This window comes from Paracoccus sp. DMF (assembly GCF_004407025.1).
Classification (GTDB): domain Bacteria; phylum Pseudomonadota; class Alphaproteobacteria; order Rhodobacterales; family Rhodobacteraceae; genus Paracoccus; species Paracoccus aminovorans_B.
This window is the reverse complement of sequence record NZ_SOKV02000015.1, coordinates 43,866-65,086: the sequence shown is the minus strand read 5'-3', so window position 1 is coordinate 65,086 and position 21,221 is coordinate 43,866. Positions and strand designations below refer to the sequence as shown.

Annotated in this window: 20 protein-coding genes; 9 read left to right on the top strand and 11 right to left on the bottom strand. The window is 70.0% G+C overall.

All coding sequences use genetic code 11. The features are described 5' to 3' along the window. The first annotated feature begins 56 nt into the window (after positions 1 to 56). Complete coding sequence (locus E3D03_RS10520; protein ID WP_263566923.1) at positions 57 to 803, top strand: hypothetical protein; 747 nt, start codon at positions 57 to 59, stop codon at positions 801 to 803. 2 nt (positions 804 to 805) lie between these two features. Beyond that, the gene (locus E3D03_RS10515; protein WP_263566922.1) at positions 806 to 1,756 is read left to right on the top strand and encodes a serine O-acetyltransferase; all 951 of its coding nucleotides are present in this window, start codon (positions 806 to 808) and stop codon (positions 1,754 to 1,756) included. A 280-nt stretch (positions 1,757 to 2,036) separates the two neighbouring features. On the opposite strand, the gene E3D03_RS10510 is transcribed toward E3D03_RS10515, so the two are convergent. Further along, positions 2,037 to 2,510 (bottom strand): Lrp/AsnC family transcriptional regulator, encoded by a 474-nt coding sequence (locus E3D03_RS10510; protein WP_263566921.1) that lies wholly within the window; start codon positions 2,508 to 2,510, stop codon positions 2,037 to 2,039. A 157-nt stretch (positions 2,511 to 2,667) separates the two neighbouring features. Between E3D03_RS10510 and dinB the strand changes: the two genes are divergently transcribed. Further along, positions 2,668 to 3,756, top strand: a complete 1,089-nt coding sequence (gene dinB / locus E3D03_RS10505) for a DNA polymerase IV (RefSeq protein WP_263566920.1) — start codon at positions 2,668 to 2,670, stop codon at positions 3,754 to 3,756. On the opposite strand, the gene E3D03_RS10500 is transcribed toward dinB, so the two are convergent. Together E3D03_RS10500 and E3D03_RS10495 are read right to left on the bottom strand one after the other, a co-directional pair. Next, complete coding sequence (locus E3D03_RS10500; RefSeq protein WP_263566919.1) at positions 3,753 to 4,484, bottom strand: YgfZ/GcvT domain-containing protein; 732 nt, start codon at positions 4,482 to 4,484, stop codon at positions 3,753 to 3,755. The genes dinB and E3D03_RS10500 overlap by 4 nt on opposite strands. Continuing rightward, positions 4,484 to 6,223, bottom strand: coding sequence for an ABC transporter ATP-binding protein (locus tag E3D03_RS10495; protein ID WP_263566918.1), 1,740 nt, complete (start codon positions 6,221 to 6,223; stop codon positions 4,484 to 4,486). The genes E3D03_RS10500 and E3D03_RS10495 overlap by 1 nt, the downstream gene beginning before the upstream one ends. A 225-nt stretch (positions 6,224 to 6,448) precedes the next feature. Here E3D03_RS10495 and E3D03_RS10490 point away from each other — a divergent pair, with 225 nt between their 5' ends. The 5 genes from E3D03_RS10490 to E3D03_RS10470 all read left to right on the top strand — a co-directional run bounded on the left by E3D03_RS10490 (position 6,449) and on the right by E3D03_RS10470 (position 11,406). Further along, positions 6,449 to 7,621 carry a pyridoxal-phosphate-dependent aminotransferase family protein gene (locus E3D03_RS10490; protein WP_263566917.1) on the top strand — a complete coding sequence of 391 codons (1,173 nt, stop codon included), beginning with the start codon at positions 6,449 to 6,451 and terminating at the stop codon, positions 7,619 to 7,621. A 154-nt stretch (positions 7,622 to 7,775) separates the two neighbouring features. Beyond that, positions 7,776 to 8,744, top strand: coding sequence for a siderophore-interacting protein (locus tag E3D03_RS10485; protein WP_263566916.1), 969 nt, complete (start codon positions 7,776 to 7,778; stop codon positions 8,742 to 8,744). Between the two features lie 152 nt (positions 8,745 to 8,896). Then, positions 8,897 to 10,081, top strand: coding sequence for a tonB-system energizer ExbB (exbB, locus tag E3D03_RS10480; RefSeq protein ID WP_263566915.1), 1,185 nt, complete (start codon positions 8,897 to 8,899; stop codon positions 10,079 to 10,081). Between the two features lie 3 nt (positions 10,082 to 10,084). Next, the gene (gene exbD / locus E3D03_RS10475; protein WP_263566914.1) at positions 10,085 to 10,600 is read left to right on the top strand and encodes a TonB system transport protein ExbD; all 516 of its coding nucleotides are present in this window, start codon (positions 10,085 to 10,087) and stop codon (positions 10,598 to 10,600) included. Next, positions 10,597 to 11,406, top strand: a complete 810-nt coding sequence (locus E3D03_RS10470) for an energy transducer TonB (RefSeq protein WP_263566913.1) — start codon at positions 10,597 to 10,599, stop codon at positions 11,404 to 11,406. Before exbD ends, E3D03_RS10470 begins: the two co-directional genes overlap by 4 nt. 56 nt (positions 11,407 to 11,462) lie before the next feature. Here E3D03_RS10470 and E3D03_RS10465 read toward each other — a convergent pair whose 3' ends face one another. Then, complete coding sequence (locus E3D03_RS10465; RefSeq protein ID WP_263566912.1) at positions 11,463 to 12,386, bottom strand: hydrogen peroxide-inducible genes activator; 924 nt, start codon at positions 12,384 to 12,386, stop codon at positions 11,463 to 11,465. Positions 12,387 to 12,427: 41 nt separating this feature from the next. Next, positions 12,428 to 13,705 carry a hemolysin family protein gene (locus E3D03_RS10460; protein WP_263566911.1) on the bottom strand — a complete coding sequence of 426 codons (1,278 nt, stop codon included), beginning with the start codon at positions 13,703 to 13,705 and terminating at the stop codon, positions 12,428 to 12,430. Positions 13,706 to 14,015: 310 nt separating this feature from the next. Between E3D03_RS10460 and E3D03_RS10455 the strand changes: the two genes are divergently transcribed. Further along, on the top strand, positions 14,016 to 15,167 hold the full coding sequence (locus tag E3D03_RS10455) for a patatin-like phospholipase family protein (RefSeq protein WP_263566910.1): 1,152 nt from the start codon (positions 14,016 to 14,018) through the stop codon (positions 15,165 to 15,167). 34 nt (positions 15,168 to 15,201) lie between these two features. Here E3D03_RS10455 and E3D03_RS10450 read toward each other — a convergent pair whose 3' ends face one another. The 6 genes from E3D03_RS10450 to hutU form a co-directional block, all read right to left on the bottom strand. Further along, a complete protein-coding gene (locus tag E3D03_RS10450) occupies positions 15,202 to 16,302 on the bottom strand; it encodes an NADH:flavin oxidoreductase/NADH oxidase (RefSeq protein ID WP_263566909.1) in 1,101 nt (366 codons plus the stop codon). Positions 16,303 to 16,462: 160 nt separating this feature from the next. Continuing rightward, positions 16,463 to 17,233, bottom strand: a complete 771-nt coding sequence (locus E3D03_RS10445; protein WP_263566908.1) for an amino acid ABC transporter ATP-binding protein — start codon at positions 17,231 to 17,233, stop codon at positions 16,463 to 16,465. Positions 17,234 to 17,236: 3 nt separating this feature from the next. Continuing rightward, positions 17,237 to 17,893 (bottom strand): amino acid ABC transporter permease, encoded by a 657-nt coding sequence (locus E3D03_RS10440; RefSeq protein WP_263566907.1) that lies wholly within the window; start codon positions 17,891 to 17,893, stop codon positions 17,237 to 17,239. Continuing rightward, positions 17,893 to 18,540 (bottom strand): amino acid ABC transporter permease, encoded by a 648-nt coding sequence (locus E3D03_RS10435; RefSeq protein ID WP_017999508.1) that lies wholly within the window; start codon positions 18,538 to 18,540, stop codon positions 17,893 to 17,895. Before E3D03_RS10435 ends, E3D03_RS10440 begins: the two co-directional genes overlap by 1 nt. Before the next feature lie 132 nt (positions 18,541 to 18,672). Beyond that, entirely contained in the window at positions 18,673 to 19,482 is an 810-nt protein-coding gene (locus tag E3D03_RS10430) for a transporter substrate-binding domain-containing protein (RefSeq protein ID WP_263566906.1), read from the bottom strand. Positions 19,483 to 19,550: 68 nt separating this feature from the next. Beyond that, positions 19,551 to 21,215, bottom strand: a complete 1,665-nt coding sequence (gene hutU / locus E3D03_RS10425; RefSeq protein WP_263566905.1) for a urocanate hydratase — start codon at positions 21,213 to 21,215, stop codon at positions 19,551 to 19,553. Positions 21,216 to 21,221: the final 6 nt, after the last annotated feature.

The window sequence follows — 21,221 nt, the reverse complement described above, 5'->3', positions numbered from 1 at the left end:
CGTGTATAGGCGGGGAACATGGCCTTCGGAGCCGACCAGTCCCGGAGGGTCAACCGATGTCACGCCATCCCCGTTTCCGAATCAGCGGCTCGCCCCTGTGTCCGGCCGCGCAGCGCGCCGGGCTGGCGCTGGCCCTGCGCGGCCGGGATTTCGCGTCCCTGCGCAGCCCCGGCAAGACCCGCCTGCTGATCAGGCAGGCGCCCGGGCTGGTGCTGGCCATCGAAAGCCCGGTCGCCATGCTGGAACTGATCGAGGATCTGCATCCCGGCCAGCCCCTGCACCCGGCCGAACCGGCGCTGCGCGCCCGCCATCGTCAGTTGATCGCGTCTGCGGATGCGGCGCAGCAGGCGCTGGCGGCGGTGCTGACGGCCCGCAACCTGCGCGATCTCGACCTCGCGGTCTTCGCGCTGCGCCAGCGCCTGCTGGGGATCGAGGCCGAATTGCAGGCGCTGCCTGAAGGCGAGTGCTCGAACCTCGACATCGCGCTGGCGCCGCTCTTGTGGCGGCTGGCCGTGCTGGACCGCCGGCACGGGCTGCACCTGGGCGACGGCCTGCCCGGCGCGGCACGGCGGCTGGCCCTGCTGCTGGCCCGACCCGAGGCGCGCCGCGTCCTGAGCCTTGCCGCCGGACGGGCCTTCCTGGACGAACTGGCGGCGCAGGGCGCGGTCGTTGCCTTGGCCGTCGAGGATTGGGACCGATGTTTCGACGGCGCCCCGGGGCGCAAGGTGCTGCCGCTGCGTTCGAACCCGTCCCCTGTCCCCGCCCAGGCGGCGGCCCGGCCCACCCTTCGCCCTGATTGGTAAAGATGAACGATATTTCCCGACGCCGGACGCTGCTGCCGGACGCAACCGAATTGCCCGACGACCCCGATCTTGCCGAGGTGGCCGAGAAGCTGCGGCTGATGCGGCTCCTCTCGCAGCAGCGCCGCTATGCCGGCCGGCCGGTGCCGCGGCTGCCCGCCAAGGCCGAGATCGTCGCCATCCTGTCCGACGTGGTGGCGCTGCTCTATCCGCGCCATTACGGTCCCTCGGGACTGGAGCCCGAGCGCAGCGATGGCCTTGTCGCCAAGATGCTGCCGCAGCTGCGCGACCGGCTGGCGCGGCAGATCGAGCTGGAGTTCCTGCTGGCCGAAACCGCGCAGCCCGAGGCCGCGCACAGCGCCGCCCGGCAGGCGGCGAACGGCTTCATGGCCGCCCTGCCCCGCATTCGCGACCTGCATGACACCGATATCGCTGCCGCCTATGCCGGCGATCCTTCGGCGAAAAGCCTGGACGAGATCGTCTTCTGCTTTCCCGGCGTCGCGGCCGCCCTGCGCCACCGCATCGCGCATGCGCTGTTCGGGCTGGGCGCGACCATGATCGCACGCATCATGGCGGAATATTCCCATGCCGTCACCGGCATCGACATCCACCCCGGCGCGCAGATCGGCCCGGCCTGTTTCATCGACCACGGCACCGGCGTGGTGATCGGCGAGACCGCGGTGATCGGGCGCAATGTGCGGCTGTATCAGCAGGTCACGCTGGGCGCCAAGCGCTTCGAGACCGATGGCGGCGGCGCCCTGGTCAAGGGCCAGCCCCGCCATCCGGTGATCGAGGACGACGTGGTGATCTATGCCGGCGCCACCATCCTGGGCCGCATCACCATCGGCAAGGGCGCGGTCATCGGCGGCGGCGTCTGGCTGACCGCCCCGGTCGCGCCGGGCAGCATCGTCACCCAGGCGCGGCCCAAGCTGGCAAGCCAGCCCCCGCGCGGGTGATGCGCCAGCGCGTCCGAGCGCGCCGGCCAGCCGGCTGGGGCGCCCCCGGCCTGGCGGAAGTTGCCGTCACGGGCGGACGCGGCGGCGCCGTCCCAGCTGTCCAGAGCCCCCGCACCACCGACAGGTCTAGCGATCTCATCGCGTAGCGCGTGTTCGCGACGCGGCCGCGAATGGCTCGGCGCCGAGCCTCTTCCGCTGACCGCCCCGCCGGCACATCGCTCGGGAAAGCCGGCAGCCCGCAGCTGGGCGCGGACCGGGCAGGGTCCGAGGCCGTGGTGGCTTAGCGGTTGCGGGTGTCCACCGGATAGGCGGTGGTGTAATGCAGCCGCTCCATCGAGAAATGCGAGGTGACGTTCTTGATCGGCACCGCATCCGTCAGCCGCTTGTAGAAGCGGTCGAAGTCCGGCATGTCCGCCACCGCGACCCGCAGCATGTAGTCCATGCGCCCGGCCATGCGCCAGGTCTCCATGATCTCGGGCAGGGTGGTGACGACCCGGGCAAAGGCCGCGCGCCATTCCGAGGAATGGTCCGGCGCCTCGATCTCGACAAAGACCGTGATGCCCAAGCCCAGCTTGCCGGGATCGGCCAGCGCCACCCGGCGCGTCAGCACGCCCTGCGCCTCGAGCTTCTGGATGCGCTTCCAGCACGGCGTCTGCGACAGACCGACCTTTTCGGCAATCTGGGCAATGGGCAGGGTGGCGTCCTGCATCAGCTCCGCCACGATCTTGCGGTCGATCAGGTCCAGATCCAGCATGGTTTCGCTCCGTTTCCGGCAAGACTCGGGGTTTGCCGATCTCTTATTCCTCAATTACACGATAGGATCAATCGTGTATATGGAAAGTTGGCGCCGGCGCCGGAATCGTTTACGCTTTGTTCCGAAAGCCTGCCAAAGGAGCCCTTGCCGCGACGCGATGGATGAGATTTCGGCAATTCCGGCAGATCGCAAGGTCATCCATGTCGACATGGATGCGTTCTATGCTTCGGTCGAGCAGCGCGACGACCCGGCCCTGCGCGGCCGGCCGGTGGCGGTGGGCGGCTCGTCCCTGCGCGGCGTGGTGGCGGCGGCCAGCTATGAGGCGCGGGTCTTCGGCGTGCGCTCGGCCATGCCCTCGGTCACCGCGGCGCGGCTTTGCCCGGCGCTGGTCTTCGTCAAGCCGCGCTTCGAGGTCTATCGCGCCGTCAGCGCCCAGATCCGCGCCATCATGCTGGACTATACCCCGCTGGTCGAGCCGCTGTCGCTGGACGAGGCCTATCTGGACGTGACCGCGCAGCTGCGGCCCGGCCAGACCGCGACCCAGATCGCGCGCGAGATCCGCGCCCGCATCCGCGCGACGACCGGCCTGACCGCCAGCGCCGGGGTCAGCTACAACAAGTTCCTGGCGAAGCTCGCCTCGGACCAGAACAAGCCGGACGGGCTGTGCGTCATTACCCCCCGGCGCGGCCCGGAATTCGTGCTGACGCTGCCGGTCGGCAAGTTCCACGGCGTCGGCCCCGCCACCGCGGCCAAGATGGAGGCGCTGGGCATCCGCACCGGCGCCGACCTGCGCGCGCAGGAACTGGAATTCCTGACCCGGCGCTTCGGCAAGTCGGGGCAGTATTACTGGAACATCGCGCGCGGCATCGACCACCGGCAGGTCCGGCCCGACCGCATCCGCAAGTCGGTGGGCGCCGAGAACACCTTCTTCACCGACCTGATGACGCTGGAGGAGGCCGCCGAGGCGCTGGCGCCGCTGGCCGAGAAGGTCTGGCGCCATGTCGCGCGCCACGAGTTGCATGGCCGCACCGTGACGCTGAAGGTCAAGTTCGCCGATTTCCAGATCAACACCCGCGCCCGCACCCTGCCCCGCCCGGTCGGCGGCGAGGCCGAGATGCTTTCCATCGCCTGCGAATTGGCGACGCTGGTCCTGCCCGACCGGCGCGGCGTGCGCCTGCTGGGCATCACGCTTTCGGGCTTCGACCATGCCGAACCCGAGGAGCCCGAGCAGCTGCGGCTGTTCTAGGGCGTGATGCGCGCCGCGCCCGCGACCAGCCCCTCACCCCCCTGAAACGGACCCATGCGGTCGAAGCGCATATGCGCGATGGCCCGGCCGCCGGACTGGGTGAAGAGCGTGCCGGCCTCGCGCCCGTCGGGCATCAGGATCGGCGTGCCGACCGGGGCCGCGCCCGAGATGCCGACGGTGACGAGGCCCTTGCGCAGCTCGGTCTTGTGCTTCATCCGCGCGGTGACCTCCTGCCCGACATAGCAGCCCTTGCGGAAATCGACGCCATGCAGCCGCTCGAACCCGGCCTCCAGGATGAAGGTCTCGTTCGGGGTCAGCTCGACCAGGCTTTCGGGGATGCAATGCGCGACGCGGATGCTATCCCAGTCGCTGCCGTCGTCACCCTCGGCGCCATAGAGCCGCCAGCCCAGCGCCTCATGCCGCGGGTCGGCGATGGCGCCCTCGGGCGCGGCACCTGTGCCGCGCGCGACAGTCAGATCGGTCGGCTCGACCACCACCTGCGAGCGCAGCCGATACATCGCCAGCCGCTTCAGCAGGTCACCCGCCAGCCGCTCGTCCACGTCGATCAGCAAGCGGTCGCCCTGCGGCACCACCAGGAAATCCGCCAGATACTTGCCCTGCGGCGTCAGCAGCGCCGCCCAGGCCGGCGCAGCGCCGACCTTGTTCGTCACCAGCCCTTGCAGGAACTCCACCCGATCCGGGCCCGAGACCGCCAGAATCCGCCGCATCACTTGTCTCCGAATTGCAGTTTGACCAGCGCGGCATAGGCGCCGCCCTGGGCCATAAGCTGGTCATGGCTGCCCTGTTCCACAACCCGGCCGTGGTCCACGACCACGATCTTGTCGGCCTGGCGCACGGTCGAGAGCCGGTGCGCGATGACCAGCGTGGTGCGCCCGGCCGACAGCTCGTCCAGCGCCTGCTGCACCAGCCGCTCGCTTTGCGCGTCGAGCGCGCTGGTCGCCTCGTCCAAGAGCAGGATCGGCGCATCGCGCAGCACGGCCCGGGCAATGGCGACGCGCTGGCGCTGGCCGCCCGACAGGGCCGAGCCCCGTGGCCCGGCCGGCGTGTCGAGGCCCATCGGCAGCGCATCGGTGAAATCCGCGACATGGGCGGCAACGATGGCGCGGCGCAGCGCCTCGTCGTCGCGCGCATGACCCAGCAGGATATTCTCGCGCAGCGTCTCGTCGAACAGCGCCGCCTCCTGCGCGACGGTGGAAAACTGGTCGCGCAGGACCGCCAGGTCGAACTCGCGCAGAGGCACGCCGCCCAGCGTGATCTCGCCCGAGGCCGGGTCGACCATCCGCGTCAGCAGGTTGAAGACCGTGGACTTGCCCGCCCCCGACGGCCCGACCAGCGCCGTGGTGCGGCCGGCCTCGGCGGTGAAGCTCAGCCCGTTCAGCACCGGATGGCCGTCATAGGCCATGTGCACGTCCTGAAGCCGGATCGTGGTGTCCGGCGGCGGCGCGCGCCGCGGGCCGGAAATGATCGTGGGCCGCATGTCCAGCACCTCATAGATCCGCTCCAGAGAGGCGGCGGCGGCCTGCCAGGTGCCGGTCAGCCCGCTGAGCCGGCGCAGCGGCTGGAAGGCCAGCGCCAGCGCGGTGAAGAAGGACATGAAGTCGCCGACCGTGCGCTCGCCCCGCGTGACCTCGGCCCCGCCCAGGGCCAGCACGCCGACGAAGCCGATGCCGGTCACCACATCGACCAGCGCCGGCACGGTGGCGCCGATGCCCGACATCTTGATCTCGGCCCGGCGGATGCGGCTGACGATCTGGTCGAAGCGGCCGGTCTGGTAGCCTTCCATCCGGTTCAGCTTGACGGCGTTGATGCCGTGCAGCACCTCGTCCAGCCTTGTGGCGCGCTGGCTGGCATTGACGCGGTTCTGCCGCACCTTGCGGCGGATATAGCGCTGGACCAGCACCGTGGGCACGATCAAGAGCGGCGCCCCGACCAGCGCCGTCGCCGTCCACCACGGGTCCACCGCCACCGCCACGCCGAACAGCGACACCAGCGACACCATGTCCCGCCCGGCGCCGGAAATGAACGTGGTCCACACCCCCTGCACCGCCTGGGTGTCGCCCTGCACCCGCTCGATCAGCGCGCCCGGCGGGTTCTTCTGGAAGAAACCCCCGTCCAGCGTCATGATATGCGACAGCAGATCGGTCTGCATCCGGGTCGAGACCGACAGCGAGACCGAGGTCATCAGGCTGCGGTTGATGACGAAGGTGGCGGCCCGCACCAGGAACAGCGCGAAGATCGAGCCGCCGACCCACCAGATCGCATCCGTGTCGCCGCCGACGAAGACGCGGTCGAACAGCGGCTTCAGCATCCAGCTGAGCAGCCCCAGGGTCGAGCCCTCGAGGATCAGGAAGAACAGCGCCAGCAGGATGCGCAGCCAATAGGGCCGAAGGTAGTCGCGCCACATGCGGGCGAACAGGTTGGCCGTTTTCTGAAACTTGTCCGCCATCGCGTCCCCGGTCCTCGGTCGCGCCAAGGGATAAGGCGCAAGCCGCGCCGGGGCAAGCCGCCGCCGGTCCGCCCGGGCCTTGCCTTGCGCGTTTCACCGTTTCCCAAATACTCCGCCCACCGCGCAACCCGTGCCCGGCCGGCCATTCCGGCGCCGCGCCGCCGCCCCGTTGACCTTGCACAAGGCCCGTCCTACCGATGGCGCATCATCAGAAAGGCTTCCCGCATGAGCTTTGCCCAGGGCCGCGCCGTCCTTGCCATTCCCGGTCCCTCGCCGGTGCCGGAGCGGGTGCTGCGCGCCATGCACCGCCCCTCGCCCGATATCTATGGCGAGGATCTGGCGGCCGAGAACCGCGCCATGATCGCCGCGCTGAAGCGCCTCGCCGGCACGCAGGCGCATCTCGCGCCCTATATCGGCAACGGCCATGCCGGGTGGGAGGCGGCGAACGTAAACCTGTTTCACCGCGGCGACCGGGCGCTGGTGCTGACCTCGGGCCATTTCGGCCGCGCCTGGGCCGAGAATGCCGCGGCCGTCGGCATCGCGGTCGAGACGCTGGACTTCGGCCTGGCACCGCCCGACCCGCAGCGCCTGGCCGACCGGCTGGCGCAGGACCGCGCGCATGACATCAAGGCCGTGCTGGTCTGCCAGATCGACACCGCCAGCTCCGCCCGCGCCGACATTCCCGCGCTGCGCGCCGCCATGGGCGACCACCCGGCCTTCTTCGCCGTCGACGCCATCGCCTCGCTGGGCTGCGAGCCGATGCGGATGGACGAATGGGGCATCGACCTGCTGGTCTCGGCCAGCCAGAAGGGGTTGATGCTGCCGCCGGGCCTGGCCTTCGTCTGGTTCTCGGACCGGGTCAAGGCGCGCGGCCGCAGCGATCTCGCCACGCCCTATTGGGACTGGACCCCGCGCACGCAGGCCGAGCAGCTTTGGCAATTCTGGGGCGGCACCCCGCCGGTCCAGCACATCTTCGGCGTGAACGAGGCGATGCGGATGCTCTTGGACGAAGAGACCCTGCCCGCCGCCTGGGCCCGGCACGAGGGGCTGGCCCGCGCCACCTGGACCGCGCTCGGGCGCTGGAACGCGGGCGGCCACGGCATCGGCCCGCTGATTGCCGACCCGGACGGCAGGGCGCGCTCGGTCACCGCCGCCGTGCTGCCGCGCGCCGAGGCATTGCGGGCCTGGACCGCCGCCAAGGCCGGCGTGACGCTGGGCATCGGCCTGGGCGCGCCCGACCCCGAGAATGCGCTGCGCATCGCCCATATGGGCCATGCCAATGCGCATCAGCTGCTGGGCGTGCTGGCGGTGATCGAGGCCGGGCTGACCGCGCTCGGCATCCCGCACGGCCCGGGCGCGGTCGAGGCTGCCGCCGCGGAACTCGCCCGGCTGGCCTGATACCGGGCCTGAGATCGGGGGCTTGCGCGGCGCCCGCGCAGGCCCGACCCTGATCGGCGAACCGCGAACGGACCCCGCCATGCGCACCACGCCCCTGCCCGAATTCCAGTCCGAGGCCCTGTTGCCCGGCTAGGATTTCGCCCCCGTCGAGCAGTTGATCCGGGCCGAGGCCACCCAGCATGGCCTGGACCTGCACACCGGCCATGGCCGCTCGATCTGGTGCCAGGTCGAGCAGGGCGAGTTCGGCGCCAGGAAGCGCGGCGACGGCGTCTTGGTCTTTGCCCGCGCCCATCGCGCCGACGCGCTGGCCGCGATGCAGCAGGCGATCGGCGAGCACCTGGCGCATCACCTGCCCGCGGCCGCTGCGGCGCTGCGCTGGCCCTCGGCCGCCGATGCCGGCCGGCCGCCGGCGAACTTCAGCCCGGCGCGGCTGGTGTCCGCAGGCCAGATCAGCGCGGATTTCTGGCGTGTGCGGCTGGAGGCGCCGGGGCTGCACCGCTTTGCCGGCGACGATTCGCTGCATTTCCGCATGGTGCTGCCGCAGCCCGGCGACGCGGCGCCAGACTGGCCGGTGCTGGGCGGCAATGGCCAGGTGGTCTGGCCGCGCGGCGCCAGGGCGCTGCATCGCCCGGTCTATACCACCCGCGCCATCGACCCCGACCGGGGCTGGCTGGATCTGGACATCTTCGACCATGCCGGCGGCCGCGCCATCGCCTGGGCCCGCACCGCAACGGCGGGCGCGCCGGCCGGGCTGCTCGGCCCCAGCGGCGGCGGCATCCCGCAGGCGCCGCACCTGGTCCTGGCCGGCGACGAGACCGCCTATCCGGCGCTGGCCCGCATCCTGGAAGCCCGCGCCGACAGCGCCGAGGGCGACCTGTTCCTGCTCGGCGCCCGCGCGGACTATCCTTTCCCGGCCGCGCCCGGCATCCGGCGGCACCACCTGCCGCAGGGCGCGGCGGCGCTGTGCGGGCGGCTGCGCGCCAGCCCGCCCGACCCGGGCTGCTTCCTGTGGATCGCCACGGCCCGCTCGGGAATCGATTCGCTGAAGGCGGTGATCTTGGGCGAATTGCACCACCATAGCGGGCAAACCCACCTCTCCGCCTATTGGAACGACAAAGATTAACGCTTTGTCGGGCGCAATAGTTGACAATTTTACCTTGCTGTTCGATACGAACGCCAAGCCGCGGCCAAAGGCGTCAAGGCGGCGCGTTTTCGCATGTGCCGAGCCCAAGCAAGAAGCGGACGGATCGAATGCCGGAAAGACTAAGGATCACCATGACCAACCTGACGCTGCCGCGCCATCGCGCGGGGACCGCCCTGGCCTTTGCCTGCCTGATGCTGGCCACGCCCATCGCCGCCCAGGACAGCACGGCGACCCAGCCGGCCCCGGCCGCGCCCGAGGTCCAGACCCAGCCCGCCCCGGCGACCGCGCCGTCGACGACCGCCCCGGAAGCCGGAACCCCGGCCGCCGAGACGCCGGCCGCCCCGGCCCCGGCTGCCACCACCCCCGCCGCAGAGCCGACCACGCCGGCCCCCGCGCCGGCGACGACGGAGCCGGCCGCGACCACCGCCACCCCGGCCCCTGCGGCCAGCACCCCCGCCCCGTCTGCCCCCGAGACCCCCGCAGCCGCCCCGGCCGAAACGCCTGCCGCCCAAGCCGCGGCGCCCCAGGCGCAGCCCGAGCCGGCCGGCTCCAGCATACTGCCGCAGGCGCTGCAAGACGCGCTCGAGCCGATGCTGAACCCAGCCCCGCGCGACCCGACCCTGCCGCATGACCTGTCGCCCTGGGGCATGTTCCTGGCCGCCGACTGGGTGGTGAAGGGCGTGATGATCGGCCTGGCATTCGCCTCGGTCATCACCTGGACCGTGCTGATCGCCAAGATGCTGGAACTGGCCGGCGCCATGAAACGCGCGCAATCCGGCATCCGGCGGATCGAGACCGCGACCAGCCTGCCCTCGGCTCTCAACGCCGCCGGCCGCCGCCGCGACCCGGTCTCGCGCATGATCCGCGCCGCCGCGACCGAATACGACCGCTCGGCCCCGGCGCTGGACCAGGCCGGCGACAGCGGCGTCAAGGAGCGCGTCGAATCGCATCTGGACCGCATCGAGGCCGTCGCCGGCCGCCGCATGAGCCGCGGCACCGGCGTCCTGGCCACCATCGGCTCGACCGCGCCCTTCGTCGGCCTGTTCGGCACCGTCTGGGGCATCATGAACAGCTTCATCGGCATCTCGCAGGCGCAGACCACCAACCTGGCCGTGGTGGCGCCGGGCATCGCCGAGGCGCTGCTGGCGACCGCCATCGGCCTGGTCGCGGCCATCCCGGCCGTGGTGATCTACAACGTCTTCGCCCGCGCCATCACCGGCTATCGGCTGCGGCTTGCCAATGCCTCGGCCGGGGTGCGCCGGCTGGTCAGCCGCGACCTCGATTTCCGTGGCGCCGTCGCGCGCTCGGAGGTCTGAGCCATGGCCGGCGGCATTCGCGAAACCCAGGGCGACGATCTGGTCGAGAACCACGAGATCAACGTCACCCCCTTCATCGACGTGATGCTGGTGCTGCTCATCATCTTCATGGTGGCGGCGCCGCTGGCGACGGTCGATGTGAACGTGGACCTGCCGGTGTCGAACGCGACCCCGGCGCAGCGGCCGGACCAGCCGGTCTATGTCACCGTCAAGCCCGACCTGACGCTGGCGATCGGCAATGAGGACGTGCCCGCCGGCGGGATGGCCGCTGCCCTGGGCGCGGCGACCGAGAACAACAAGGAAACCCGCATCTTCCTGCGTGCCGACAAGGAAGTGCAATATGGCGACCTGATGGGCGTCATGAACACGCTGCGCGAAACCGGCTATCTGAAGATCGCGCTGGTCGGGCTGGAAGCCGCGCCCGCGGCGCCCGGCACCGCACCTGATGCGGCGGCGGCCCCTGCCCCGGCCGCGCCCACCGCTGCCGCGCCCGCAACCGGAGGAGCACCCCGGCCATGACCACCAGATCCGCCATGGCGCTGCGCGACGGCGCGCTTTGGGGCGGGGCGGCCGTCCTGGTCCTGGCGGCGCATCTGGGCGGGGCGCTGTGGCTTTTGCACAGCGCCGAGGCGGCCGCGCCGCCGGGCCTGCCCGAGCCGGTCTTCGTCGAGCTGGCCCCGCTGCCCGAGGCCGCCGCGCCGCCGGAAGAGGAAGAGATGCCCGAGCTGGCCGAGGCCGAACCGGAGCCCGAGCCCGAGATCGACCTGCCGCTGCCGGAGCTCGAACAGATCCCGGACATGAACACGCTGTTCCCGCCGCCTCCCGACGCGGTGGTGCTGCAAAAGTCCGAGCGGCCGCGCGAGCGCCCCGAGAAGCCCGAGCCCGAGCCCGAGCCCGAGCCGAAGATCGTCGAAAAGAAGCCGGTGGAGAAAAAGCGCGAGGTCAAGGAGCGCGCGCCCGAGAAGCAGGAGGCCCGCAAGGCCACCACGCAGGTGCGCGCGCCGAAATCCGACCGCACCGCCGCGCCCACCGCCGACGCCGGCGTCGCCAGTCCGCGCCAGATCGCCAGCTGGCAGTCCAAGGTGAACTCGACCGTGTCGCGCCACATGAGACGCACCCGGATCAAGGGACAGGGCGCGATCGTGGTGAACCTGAACTTCACCGTGGATCCCAGCGGCCGGGTGGCGGGCGCCAGGCTGGCCAGCTCGACCGGGAATGCGGCGAATGACGCGGCGCTGAGCCGCCAGGTCGCGCGGATGCCGCGCCTGCCCGCGCATCCCTCGGGCAGGAGCATGACCCTGACCCTGCCGGTCAGGATCGACTAGCCGCGAGCCGCCGGCCGCCTTGGCCGGCGGTTTCCATTGCAGCCGTCCCCGCCGCGTCAGGTTGGAATCGCCGCCACGCCCAGCACCGGCGCAAGGCCGCGCACCACCTCGGCCAGGGCGCGGGCATCAGCCCCGGCCTCGGCATTGCGGCGCCAGACCACCGCCAGGTCGCGCGAGGGCGCCGGATCGGCAAAGGGCACGATCCGCAGCCGCCCGTCGCGGTTCTCATCCGCCAGCGCCAGTTGCGGGATCAGCGTCATGCCCATGCCGCTGGCCACCATCCGCATCAGCGTCGCCATCGAGGCCGCCTCGAGGTTCAGCTTGCGGCGCGGGTTGCGCAGCCCGCAGACCTCCAGCGCCTGGTCGCGCAGGCAATGCCCGTCGGCCAAGAGCAGCAGCCGCTCGGCCTGGATGCTTTCGGGCCGCGCCGGGCCGGACAGATAGGTGGTGTCATCCTCGGACAGCGCGATCAGGAAGCTGTCGCGCAGCACCGGCACGGCCTCGAGCCCGGCCTCGCCCACCGGCAGCGCCATGATGCCGGCGTCGAAACGGTGGCTGGCGACGCCGGCGGTCAGATCGTCGGTGACGACCTCGTGCAATTCCAGCTCCAGCGCCGGATGCGCGGCCCGCAGCGCCGGCACCAGATGCGGGATCAGATAGGGCGCCACGGTCGGGATGATCGCCAGCCGCAGCCGTCCCGACAGCGCCGAACGCCCGGCCCGCGCAGCCGCATCCAGCCGCTTGGCGGTGTCGATCAGCTCTTGCGCCAGCGGCAGCAGCCGCTCGCCCAGGGCGGTCAGCCGCACCGGGCCGGCGCCGGCGCCCCGCTCGAACAGCGCGCCGCCCAGACGGCCCTCCAGTTGGGCGATCTGGCTCGACAGGCCCGGCTGCGAGACATGCACCGTCTCGGCCGCACGGCCGAAATTGCCCATCCGGGCGACGGCAAGGAAATAGGTGATCTGGCGCAGGGTGAAGTTCATAACCCCAGCCTATCACCGGCAGCCGTAATGACAATCCCGGCTTAAACGGGCAGCCGGTCCACCAGCAGCTTGTCGATGCGGCGGCCGTCCAGGTCCACGACCTCGATGCGCCAGCCCTGCCAGTCGACGCGGTCGCCGGCCTGCGGCAATTGCCCGGCCAGCTCCAGCACCAGCCCGGCGGCGGTGGAATAATCGTGATCCTCGGGCAAGGGCACGCCCAGGCGGTCGGCGAATTCGTCGGCCGGCATCCAGCCGGCGACCAGCAGGCTGCCGTCGTCGCGCTCGACGATCTTGGGCTCGTCGTCGTCCAGGCCGGCATATTCGCCGGTGATCGCCTCCAGCACGACCATCGGCGTCACCACGCCCTCGAAATGGCCGTATTCGTCATAGACCAGCAGCATCTGTCCCGGCGCGGCGCGCAACCGGGCGATGACCTCGGGCGCATCCATGGTTTCGGGGATGATCGGGGCCGGATGCATGACCTCGCGCAGGTCGATGGCCTGGGCGCGGCTTTGCGACATCAGGTCGACGCTCGCCACCACGCCGATCAGGTTGTTCGGATCGCCGTCGCCCACCGGCAGGCGGGTGCGGCGGCTTTCGTGGAACTTGCGCGCCATTTCCTGCCAGCTGTCGGCGACATCGATCACCGGGATGTCGCGGCGCGGCGTCATCAGCCCGCGGGCCGAGCGGTCGGCAATGCGCATGACGCCGGCGATCATCTCGGTTTCGGCGCGGTGGATGACGCCCGCCGTCTCGGCCTCGGAAATCATCAGCCGGATCTCTTCGTCGCTGATGCCCTGGCGATCGCCACCCGACTGGCCCAGCGCCGCCAGCACCAGCTTGCCCGAGCGATCCAAGAGCCAGACCAGCGGCGCCGCCACCTTGGAAATGGTCCGCATCAGCGGCGCGACGCGGGCCGCCATCTGCTCGGGCGCGCGCAGCGCGATCTGCTTCGGCACCAGCTCGCCCATGATCAGCGACAGATAGGTGATCGCCACCACCACGCCGCCCATGCCCAAGGGCTGCGCGACCGAGACCGGCACGCCCCAGCCCGGCAGCGCCGCCGCCAGCCGCGCGCCCAGCGTGGCGCCGGAAAAGGCGCCCGACAGCACGCCGACCAGGGTGATGCCGATCTGCACCGAGCTCAGGAACCGTCCCGGATCCTCGGCCAGCACGAGCGCGGTCGCCGCGCCCCGGTCGCCACGCTCGGCCATCACCTTCAGCCGCGCCGGGCGGGCCGAGACGATGGCCAGCTCGGACATGGCCAGAAGGCCGTTCAGCAACGTCAGGACAAGGACAATCGCAATCTCAATCCACATGGGAGGGACTCGGGTGCTTTCTGGGATGGGCCGGGCCGAGAGCGCGGCGGAAGGCCGCCCGTCTCTCACAAGGATCGTCGATCATGCGCGTATCGGCGTCTGGCTCCGCTTGGGTCATGCGCCAATATAGACCGCCCGCGCCGCAGGGCAACGCTTGTCGCGGCTTTTTTGCCCGAAAGCCCCGGCCGGGCAGAGGTTTGCGCAAGTTGACGTTGCGGCAAGACTTTCCCCCGGATTGCAGTGGCTTATGGAAATCCGCCTGCCGGCGCCCTAGCCTGCCACCCCGAGATGCGTGTTGAATGGTGTCATGATGGTCGCAAGCGAAAGCCGAGATCCCGAGAAAATCGTCTTCGTCCTGCAGGGCGGCGGGGCGCTGGGCGCCTATCAGGCCGGCGCCTATGAGGCGCTGTGCAGGGCCGGGCAGGAACCGGAATGGCTGGCCGGGATCTCGATCGGCTCGATCAACGCGGCGCTGATCGCCGGCAACCCGCCGAGCCAGCGGCTCCAGGCGCTGCGCCGCTTCTGGGAAGGCGTGACCGGCGCGCCCTGGCTGATGGGCACGCCGCTGGAGGGCGCGCTGCTGCCCGACCAGATGCGCGCCTTCTGCAACGAAAGCCGGGCGACGATGACCACCATGCTGGGCGCGCCAGGCTTCTTTCGCCCGCGCATGCCGGACGTGTTCTCGTTCCTGCCCGGGCTGATGCGCCAGACCAGCTGGTACGACACCGCGCCCCTGCGCGAGACGCTGCTGGAGCTGGTGGACTTCGACCTGCTGAACCGTGCCGGCCCCCGGCTGACGGTCTGCGCCGTCGATGTGCAGACCGGCAATTTCACCAGCTTCGACAGCAGCGAGACCCGGATCACCGTCGATCACATCATGGCCTCGGGCGCGCTGCCGCCGGGCTTCCCCGCGGTCGAGATCGACGGCCGGCACTATTGGGACGGCGGGCTGGTGTCGAACTCGCCCCTGCAGGTGGTGCTGGAAAAGCCGCACCAGCGCCCGCTCTGCATCTATCATGTCGATCTCTATCCCTCGCGCGACGGCCTGCCCCATACCATGGCCCATGTCGAGCAGCGCGAGCGCGAGATCCGCTTCTCCAGCCGCACCCGCCTCAACACCGACGAATTCCGCGCCCGCCATGCCCTGGCCCGCGCCGCGCGCCGGCTGCAAGCCCGGCTGCCGGCCGAATTCCGCGACGATCCCGATCTGAAGCGGCTGATCGAGGCCGGCCCCTCGCAGCCGGTCAGCCTGATGCACCTGATCCATCGCCACGCCGATTACGAAGGCACGTCCAAGGATTACGAATTCTCGCGCCTGTCGATGCTGGACCATTGGCGCGACGGGCTGGACGACGCGGAACGCTCGCTGCGCCATCCGGCCTGGACCGGCCGCAAGCTGCCCGAGGACGGCATGCTGGTCTTCGACATGCACGACCCGCATCGCGACGACCTGGCGGGCTGAGCCCCCGGGGCCGTCGCGAGCGGGGCGCACGGCCTCAGCGGCGCTGGAACAGCCCGCGCGCCTGGCGCGGCGCGGCGGTCAGGTATTGCGGCGACACCGGCAGACTGTCGCCCAGCTTCGCCGCCGCATGCCAGGGCCAGCGCGGATCGTAAAGCGCGACGCGGCCGATGGCGATCAGGTCGGCATCGCCGGTGCCCAGGATCGCTTCGGCCTGTTCGGGCTCGGTGATCAGCCCCACGGCGATGACCGGCATCGAGACGGCCGCCTTGACCGCCCGCGCCAGCGGCACCTGGTAGTTCGGCCCGACCGGGATCGCCTGCCGCGGGTCGAGCCCGGCCGAGGAGACATGGATCGCATCGCAGCCCCGCGCCTCGAGCGCGCGGGCAAAGGCAACGGTGCTCTCGACGTCCCAGCCGCCCTCGACCCAGTCGGTGCCCGAGACCCGGACCGTGACCGGATAGCCCTCGGGCACGGCGGCGCGCACGGCGTCGAAGACCTCCAGCGGAAAGCGCATCCGGTTCTCCAGGCTGCCGCCATAGTCGTCCTCGCGCCGGTTCGACAGCGGCGACAGGAATTCGTGCAGCAGGTAGCCATGCGCGCAATGGATCTGGATCGCGTCGATACCCAGCCGCAAGGCGCGGCGCGCGGCTTCGGCAAAGGCGTCGCGGATGCGGGCCAGCCCGGCCGCATCCAGCGCCTCGGGCGGATTGTCATCGGCGGCATAGGCCAGGCCCGAGGGCGCCAGCGTCTGCCAGCCGTCCACCGCATCCGGCGCGATCTGCGCCCCGCCGTCCCAGGGCCGCGCGGTCGAGGCCTTGCGCCCGGCATGGGCCAGCTGGATCGCGACCGGCATGTCCGCCCAGTCGCGGATCGCCCGCATGACCCGGCCCATCGCGGCCTCGGTCGCCGCGTCGTAAAGCCCGACATCGGCATGCGAGATGCGCCCCTCGGGCGTCACGGCGGTCGCCTCGATGGTCAGGATGCCGGCGCCGGACTGCGCCAGGCTGCCCAGGTGCTGCATGTGCCAGTCGGTCATGCAGCCATCCTTGGCGGAATACTGGCACATGGGGGCGATGACGATGCGGTTGCGAAGGCTGTGCCGACCCAAGGTGATCGGCTCAAATAGCTTGGACATGAGGCGCTCCTGCAAGTTGCCCCTGTCAGTTATGCCGCCCGCGCCCCGGCGCAACCCCCAGCACCCCGGCTTTCTTTCTTGTGGAAATATCCCGGGGGACGCCTGGCCGGCCCCGTCGAGGGGCCGGCCAGGCGGGGGGCAGAGCCCCCGCGCGCCCCGCTCAGAAGCTGTTGCGTTCGTGATAGGTGCGCAGGAAGTTCTGGATGCGCGCGTCCTTCGGCACCTGGAAGATGCCCTGCGGGCTGTCCACCGCGACCAGCTCGCCCTTTTCCATGAAGGCGACCTGGTCGGCGACATGGGCGGCGAAGCCCATCTCATGCGTCACCACGACCATGGTCATGCCCTCGGCGGCCAGCGCCTTCATCACGTTCAGCACCTCGCCCACCAGCTCCGGGTCCAAGGCCGAGGTCGGCTCGTCGAAGAGCATCAGCCGCGGCTCCATGGCGATGGCGCGGGCGATGGCGACGCGCTGCTGCTGGCCGCCCGACAGCCGCGCCGGGTGGTTGCCCATCTTGTCGGCCAGGCCCACCTTGGCCAAGGCCTCGGCGGCGCGCCGCTCGGCCTCGGCGCGCGCCAGGCCGCGCACGCGGATCAGCCCCTCGGCCACGTTCTGCTGCGCGGTCATATGCGGCCACAGGTTGAACTGCTGGAACACCATGCCGATGCCGCGCCGCATCTCGCGCAAGCGGCGGCCGGTCATCTTGCGGCCCGGGCTGTCATAGCCGATCAGCTGGCCGTCGATGCGGATCTCGCCCGAGTCGTATGCCTCGAGGAAGTTGATGCAGCGCAAGAGCGTCGACTTGCCCGAGCCCGAGGGCCCGATCAGGCAGGTCACCTTGCCGGGCGGGATGGACAGGTCCACGTCCTTCAGCGCGTGGAAGGGGCCGTAGAACTTGTTGACCTTGCGGATCTCGACGGAGGATGCCTGCATCGCTCAGGTCCTTTCGATCAGATGTTGGGTGATGCGGCGCTCGAACCGGCGGCCGAGCCGGCTGATCGTCTCGACCAGCAGCCAGAAGAACAGCGCCAGCACCAGGTTCGCCTCGACATAGCGGAAGGTCTCGGTCGACATGCGGCTGACCTGATACATCAGCTCGGGCACGGTGATGATCGACAGGATCACCGTCTCCTTGGTCAGGATGATCGAGAAATTGACCAGCGCCGGCAGCGCCGAGACCAGGCCCAGCGGCAGAAGGATGCGGCGGATGATGGCGGGCTCGGCCATGCCGATGGCACGCGCCGCCTCGATCTGACCATGCGGCACGGCGCGGAAGCCCGAGCGGAAGATCTCGGCGAAATAGGGGCTGCCATAGATGGTCAGGCCCAAGAGGCCCGCCGGCAGCGCGTCCAGGCGCAGCCCGACCAGCGGGCCGCCGTAATAGAGCACGAAGAGCTGGACCAGGAAGGGCGTGCCGCGGATCACCTCGATATAGACCTGGATCAGCCAGCGCACCGGGCGCGGTGCGTAACGCTGGATCAGCGCGATCACCAGCCCCAGCGCCATGCCGAAGATCGTGCCGAGGATCCAGCACAGCACGGTGATGCCGAAGCCGCGCAGCAGCATCGGGCCGTATTGTTCGATCAGGTCCATCACACGGCCGTCCTGTGTTCAAGGTAGCGTCCCAGCGCCGCAAGGCACAGGTTGATCGCCAGATAGATGCAGGCCGCCGCGATATAGACTTCAAGCGGGCGGAAGGTGGTCGCGGCCTGGGCCTGGCTCGCCCGGGTGATCTCCAGGATGCCCACGACCGAGACCAGCGAGCTGGCCTTGACCAGCAGGATCAACTCGTTGACCAGCGCCGGCAGCGACAGGGTGAAGGCCTGCGGCAGGATCACCCGGATCCAGGTGTCGCGCGGGGTCATGCCGATGGCGGTGGCAGCCTCGGTCTGGCCGCGCGGCAGGGCGGCGATGGCGCCGCGCCAGATCTCGCTGATATAGGCGCTGGCGCAGACGCCGACGCAGATCACCGCGGCGGCGGTGGCCGGGATGTCGACCCCGATCACCGGCAGCGAGTAATAGAAGACCAGAAGCTGCACCAGCAGCGGCACGCCGCGCAGGAAGCTGACCCAGAGCCCGCCGAAGGCGCGCAGCGCCGGATAGGGCGACAGCCGCGCCGCGCAGACCAGCGTGCCGATCACCAGCCCCAGGCCGATGCCCAGGACCGAGATCAGCAGCGTATAGCGCGCGGCCCAGAACAGCGGCTGGAAGCTCTCAAGAAAGACAGGGATGGAAAACATGCACGCCTTGTCCTGACGATGGCGGGCGGGGACCATCCCCGTTGCCCGCGTCTTGCGTCCGGCGCGCGGCAGGGCGCCGGAAGGTCCGGGCGGGGCGCTGGCCCCGCGCCGGCATGGCTTGGGTGGCGGGGCTCAGTTCGCCGGGACTTCGCGCGGCAGTTCGGTATAGCTGCCCAGCCATTTCTCCTGGATCGCCTTGACGCGACCGTCGTCGGTCATCTTCAGGATGGCGTCGTTGATCGCCTTGGCGAAGCTGTCGCTGTCGGCATCCTTGCGCAGCACCCAGGCGAAATAGGTCGGCTGGCCGAATTGCGCCGGCTCGAACAGCGCGAAGCTCTCGGGGCGGTTCTTGACCAGATAGGTCAGGTTCGGCAGCGAGCCCGCCACCGCGTCCAGCCGGCCGGCGACCAGGTCGGCATAGGCCTCGTCGGTGGTGCCGTATTCCTTGACGTCCACGCCGCCCAGGCTTTCGCCATAGGCTTGCAGCTGCTTGAACTGCGCGGTGCCCTGCTGCACGCCGACGGTCTTGCCCTTGATGTCCTCGGGCTTCTTCAGGTCGCTGTTCGCGGCCTTGACCAGCGAGACGGTGGCATCGGCGATCGGCAGGGTGAAGGTGTAGCGTTCCAGCCGCTCGGGGGTGATGGTGACGGGCGCGATGACGATGTCGAATTTCTTGACTTCCAGGCCCGGCAGCTCGGCGGTCCAGGGGATGTCCTGATAGACCGGCTCGACGCCGATTTCCTTGGAAACCTCGTCGAACAGGTCCTTGGTCATGCCCTCATAGGTGCCGTTCGACAGCATGTCGAAGGGGGCATAGTGCATGTCGGTCGCGGTGACGATCTTGCCCGCCGCCTTGATGTCGGCCAGCTGGTCGGCCTGCGCGGCGGTGCCCAGCGCGATCAGGCTGATGGCGGCGGCTTTCAGGCTCATGTGAAAACTCATGTCTTTCTCCGTTGTTGGACAGGTGACGGGCCGCGGGGGCGGTGCGTTGCGCACCCGCGCCCCTTGGATCAGAGAATCCCGGGCAGATTCAACCCGTGCTCCCGCGCGCAGTCCAGCGCGATCTGATAGCCCGCGTCAGCATGGCGCATGACGCCGGTGGCCGGGTCGTTCCACAGCACGCGCGCCAGCCGCGCATCGGCATCCTCGCTGCCGTCGCAGCAGATCACCATGCCGGAATGCTGCGAGAAACCCATGCCGACGCCGCCGCCATGATGCAGCGACACCCAGGTCGCGCCCGAGGCGGTATTCAGCAGCGCGTTCAGCAGCGGCCAGTCGGACACCGCGTCCGAGCCGTCCTGCATCGCCTCGGTTTCCCGGTTCGGCGAGGCGACCGAGCCCGAGTCGAGATGGTCGCGGCCGATGACGATGGGCGCTTTCAGTTCGCCGTTCCGCACCATCTCGTTGAAGGCGAGGCCCAGCTTGTGGCGGATGCCAAGGCCGACCCAGCAGATCCGCGCCGGCAGGCCCTGGAAGCTGATGCGCTCGCGCGCCATGTCCAGCCAGTTGTGCAGATGCGGGTCGTCGACCAGTTCCTTGACCTTCTGGTCGGTCTTCAGGATGTCCTCGGGATCGCCCGACAGCGCCGCCCAGCGGAACGGCCCGATGCCCTTGCAAAACAGCGGCCGGATATAGGCCGGCACGAAGCCGGGGAAGGCAAAGGCGCGCTCGAAGCCCTCTTCCAGCGCCATCTGGCGGATGTTGTTGCCGTAATCGACGGTCGGGATGCCCTGGTCGCAGAAGGCCACCATCGCCTCGACCTGCTTGCGCATGCTGGCGCGGGCGGCGCGTTCGACGGCCTTGGGATCGGTTTCCTGGCGCGCGCGCCATTCGGCGACGGTCCAGCCCTGCGGCAGATAGCCATGCACCGGGTCGTGGGCCGAGGTCTGGTCGGTCACGATGTCGGGACGCACGCCACGCTTGACCAGTTCCGGGAACACGTCGGCGGCATTGCCGATCAGCGCCACGGATTTCGCCTCGCCGGCCTTGGTCCAGCGGTCGATCATCTCCAGCGCCTCGTCGAGGCTGTGGGTCTTTTCATCGACATAGCGGGTGCGCAGGCGGAAATCGGCGCGGGTCTCGTCGCATTCCACCGCCAGGCAGCAGGCGCCGGCCATGACCGCGGCCAGAGGCTGGGCGCCGCCCATGCCGCCAAGCCCGGCGGTCAGGATCCACTTGCCCTTCAGATCGCCGCCATAGTGCTGGCGCCCGGCCTCGACGAAGGTCTCGTAGGTGCCCTGCACGATGCCCTGGCTGCCGATATAGATCCAGGAACCGGCGGTCATCTGGCCGTACATGGCCAAGCCCTTCTTGTCCAATTCGTTGAAATGGTCCCAGTTCGCCCAATGCGGCACCAGGTTCGAGTTGGCGATCAGCACCCGCGGCGCATCCTTGTGGGTGCGGAACACGCCGACCGGCTTGCCCGATTGCACCATCAGGGTCTGGTCGTCCTCGAGCTTTTTCAGCGCATCGACGATCAGGTCGAAATCCTTCCAGGTGCGGGCGGCGCGGCCGATGCCGCCATAGACCACCAGCTCATGCGGGTTCTCGGCCACGTCGGGATGCAGGTTGTTCATCAGCATCCGCATCGGCGCCTCGGTCAGCCAGCTTTTCGCGGTGATCTCGGTGCCGGTGGCGGGAAAAATGTCGCGGGTATTGTGACGGGGATTGTCCATGGTGCT

What these genes read in the sequence shown, in the direction of transcription:
- E3D03_RS10520 (WP_263566923.1), top strand. Translation starts at nt 57, where the DNA reads ATGTCACGCCATCCCCGTTTCCGAATCAGCGGCTCGCCCCTGTGTCCG.
- E3D03_RS10515 (WP_263566922.1), top strand. Translation starts at nt 806, where the DNA reads ATGAACGATATTTCCCGACGCCGGACGCTGCTGCCGGACGCAACCGAA.
- E3D03_RS10510 (WP_263566921.1), bottom strand. Translation starts at nt 2,510, where the DNA reads ATGCTGGATCTGGACCTGATCGACCGCAAGATCGTGGCGGAGCTGATG.
- dinB (WP_263566920.1), top strand. Translation starts at nt 2,668, where the DNA reads ATGGATGAGATTTCGGCAATTCCGGCAGATCGCAAGGTCATCCATGTC.
- E3D03_RS10500 (WP_263566919.1), bottom strand. Translation starts at nt 4,484, where the DNA reads ATGCGGCGGATTCTGGCGGTCTCGGGCCCGGATCGGGTGGAGTTCCTG.
- E3D03_RS10495 (WP_263566918.1), bottom strand. Translation starts at nt 6,223, where the DNA reads ATGGCGGACAAGTTTCAGAAAACGGCCAACCTGTTCGCCCGCATGTGG.
- E3D03_RS10490 (WP_263566917.1), top strand. Translation starts at nt 6,449, where the DNA reads ATGAGCTTTGCCCAGGGCCGCGCCGTCCTTGCCATTCCCGGTCCCTCG.
- exbB (WP_263566915.1), top strand. Translation starts at nt 8,897, where the DNA reads ATGACCAACCTGACGCTGCCGCGCCATCGCGCGGGGACCGCCCTGGCC.
- exbD (WP_263566914.1), top strand. Translation starts at nt 10,085, where the DNA reads ATGGCCGGCGGCATTCGCGAAACCCAGGGCGACGATCTGGTCGAGAAC.
- E3D03_RS10470 (WP_263566913.1), top strand. Translation starts at nt 10,597, where the DNA reads ATGACCACCAGATCCGCCATGGCGCTGCGCGACGGCGCGCTTTGGGGC.
- E3D03_RS10465 (WP_263566912.1), bottom strand. Translation starts at nt 12,386, where the DNA reads ATGAACTTCACCCTGCGCCAGATCACCTATTTCCTTGCCGTCGCCCGG.
- E3D03_RS10460 (WP_263566911.1), bottom strand. Translation starts at nt 13,705, where the DNA reads ATGTGGATTGAGATTGCGATTGTCCTTGTCCTGACGTTGCTGAACGGC.
- E3D03_RS10455 (WP_263566910.1), top strand. Translation starts at nt 14,016, where the DNA reads ATGGTCGCAAGCGAAAGCCGAGATCCCGAGAAAATCGTCTTCGTCCTG.
- E3D03_RS10450 (WP_263566909.1), bottom strand. Translation starts at nt 16,302, where the DNA reads ATGTCCAAGCTATTTGAGCCGATCACCTTGGGTCGGCACAGCCTTCGC.
- E3D03_RS10445 (WP_263566908.1), bottom strand. Translation starts at nt 17,233, where the DNA reads ATGCAGGCATCCTCCGTCGAGATCCGCAAGGTCAACAAGTTCTACGGC.
- E3D03_RS10440 (WP_263566907.1), bottom strand. Translation starts at nt 17,893, where the DNA reads ATGGACCTGATCGAACAATACGGCCCGATGCTGCTGCGCGGCTTCGGC.
- E3D03_RS10435 (WP_017999508.1), bottom strand. Translation starts at nt 18,540, where the DNA reads ATGTTTTCCATCCCTGTCTTTCTTGAGAGCTTCCAGCCGCTGTTCTGG.
- E3D03_RS10430 (WP_263566906.1), bottom strand. Translation starts at nt 19,482, where the DNA reads ATGAGTTTTCACATGAGCCTGAAAGCCGCCGCCATCAGCCTGATCGCG.
- hutU (WP_263566905.1), bottom strand. Translation starts at nt 21,215, where the DNA reads ATGGACAATCCCCGTCACAATACCCGCGACATTTTTCCCGCCACCGGC.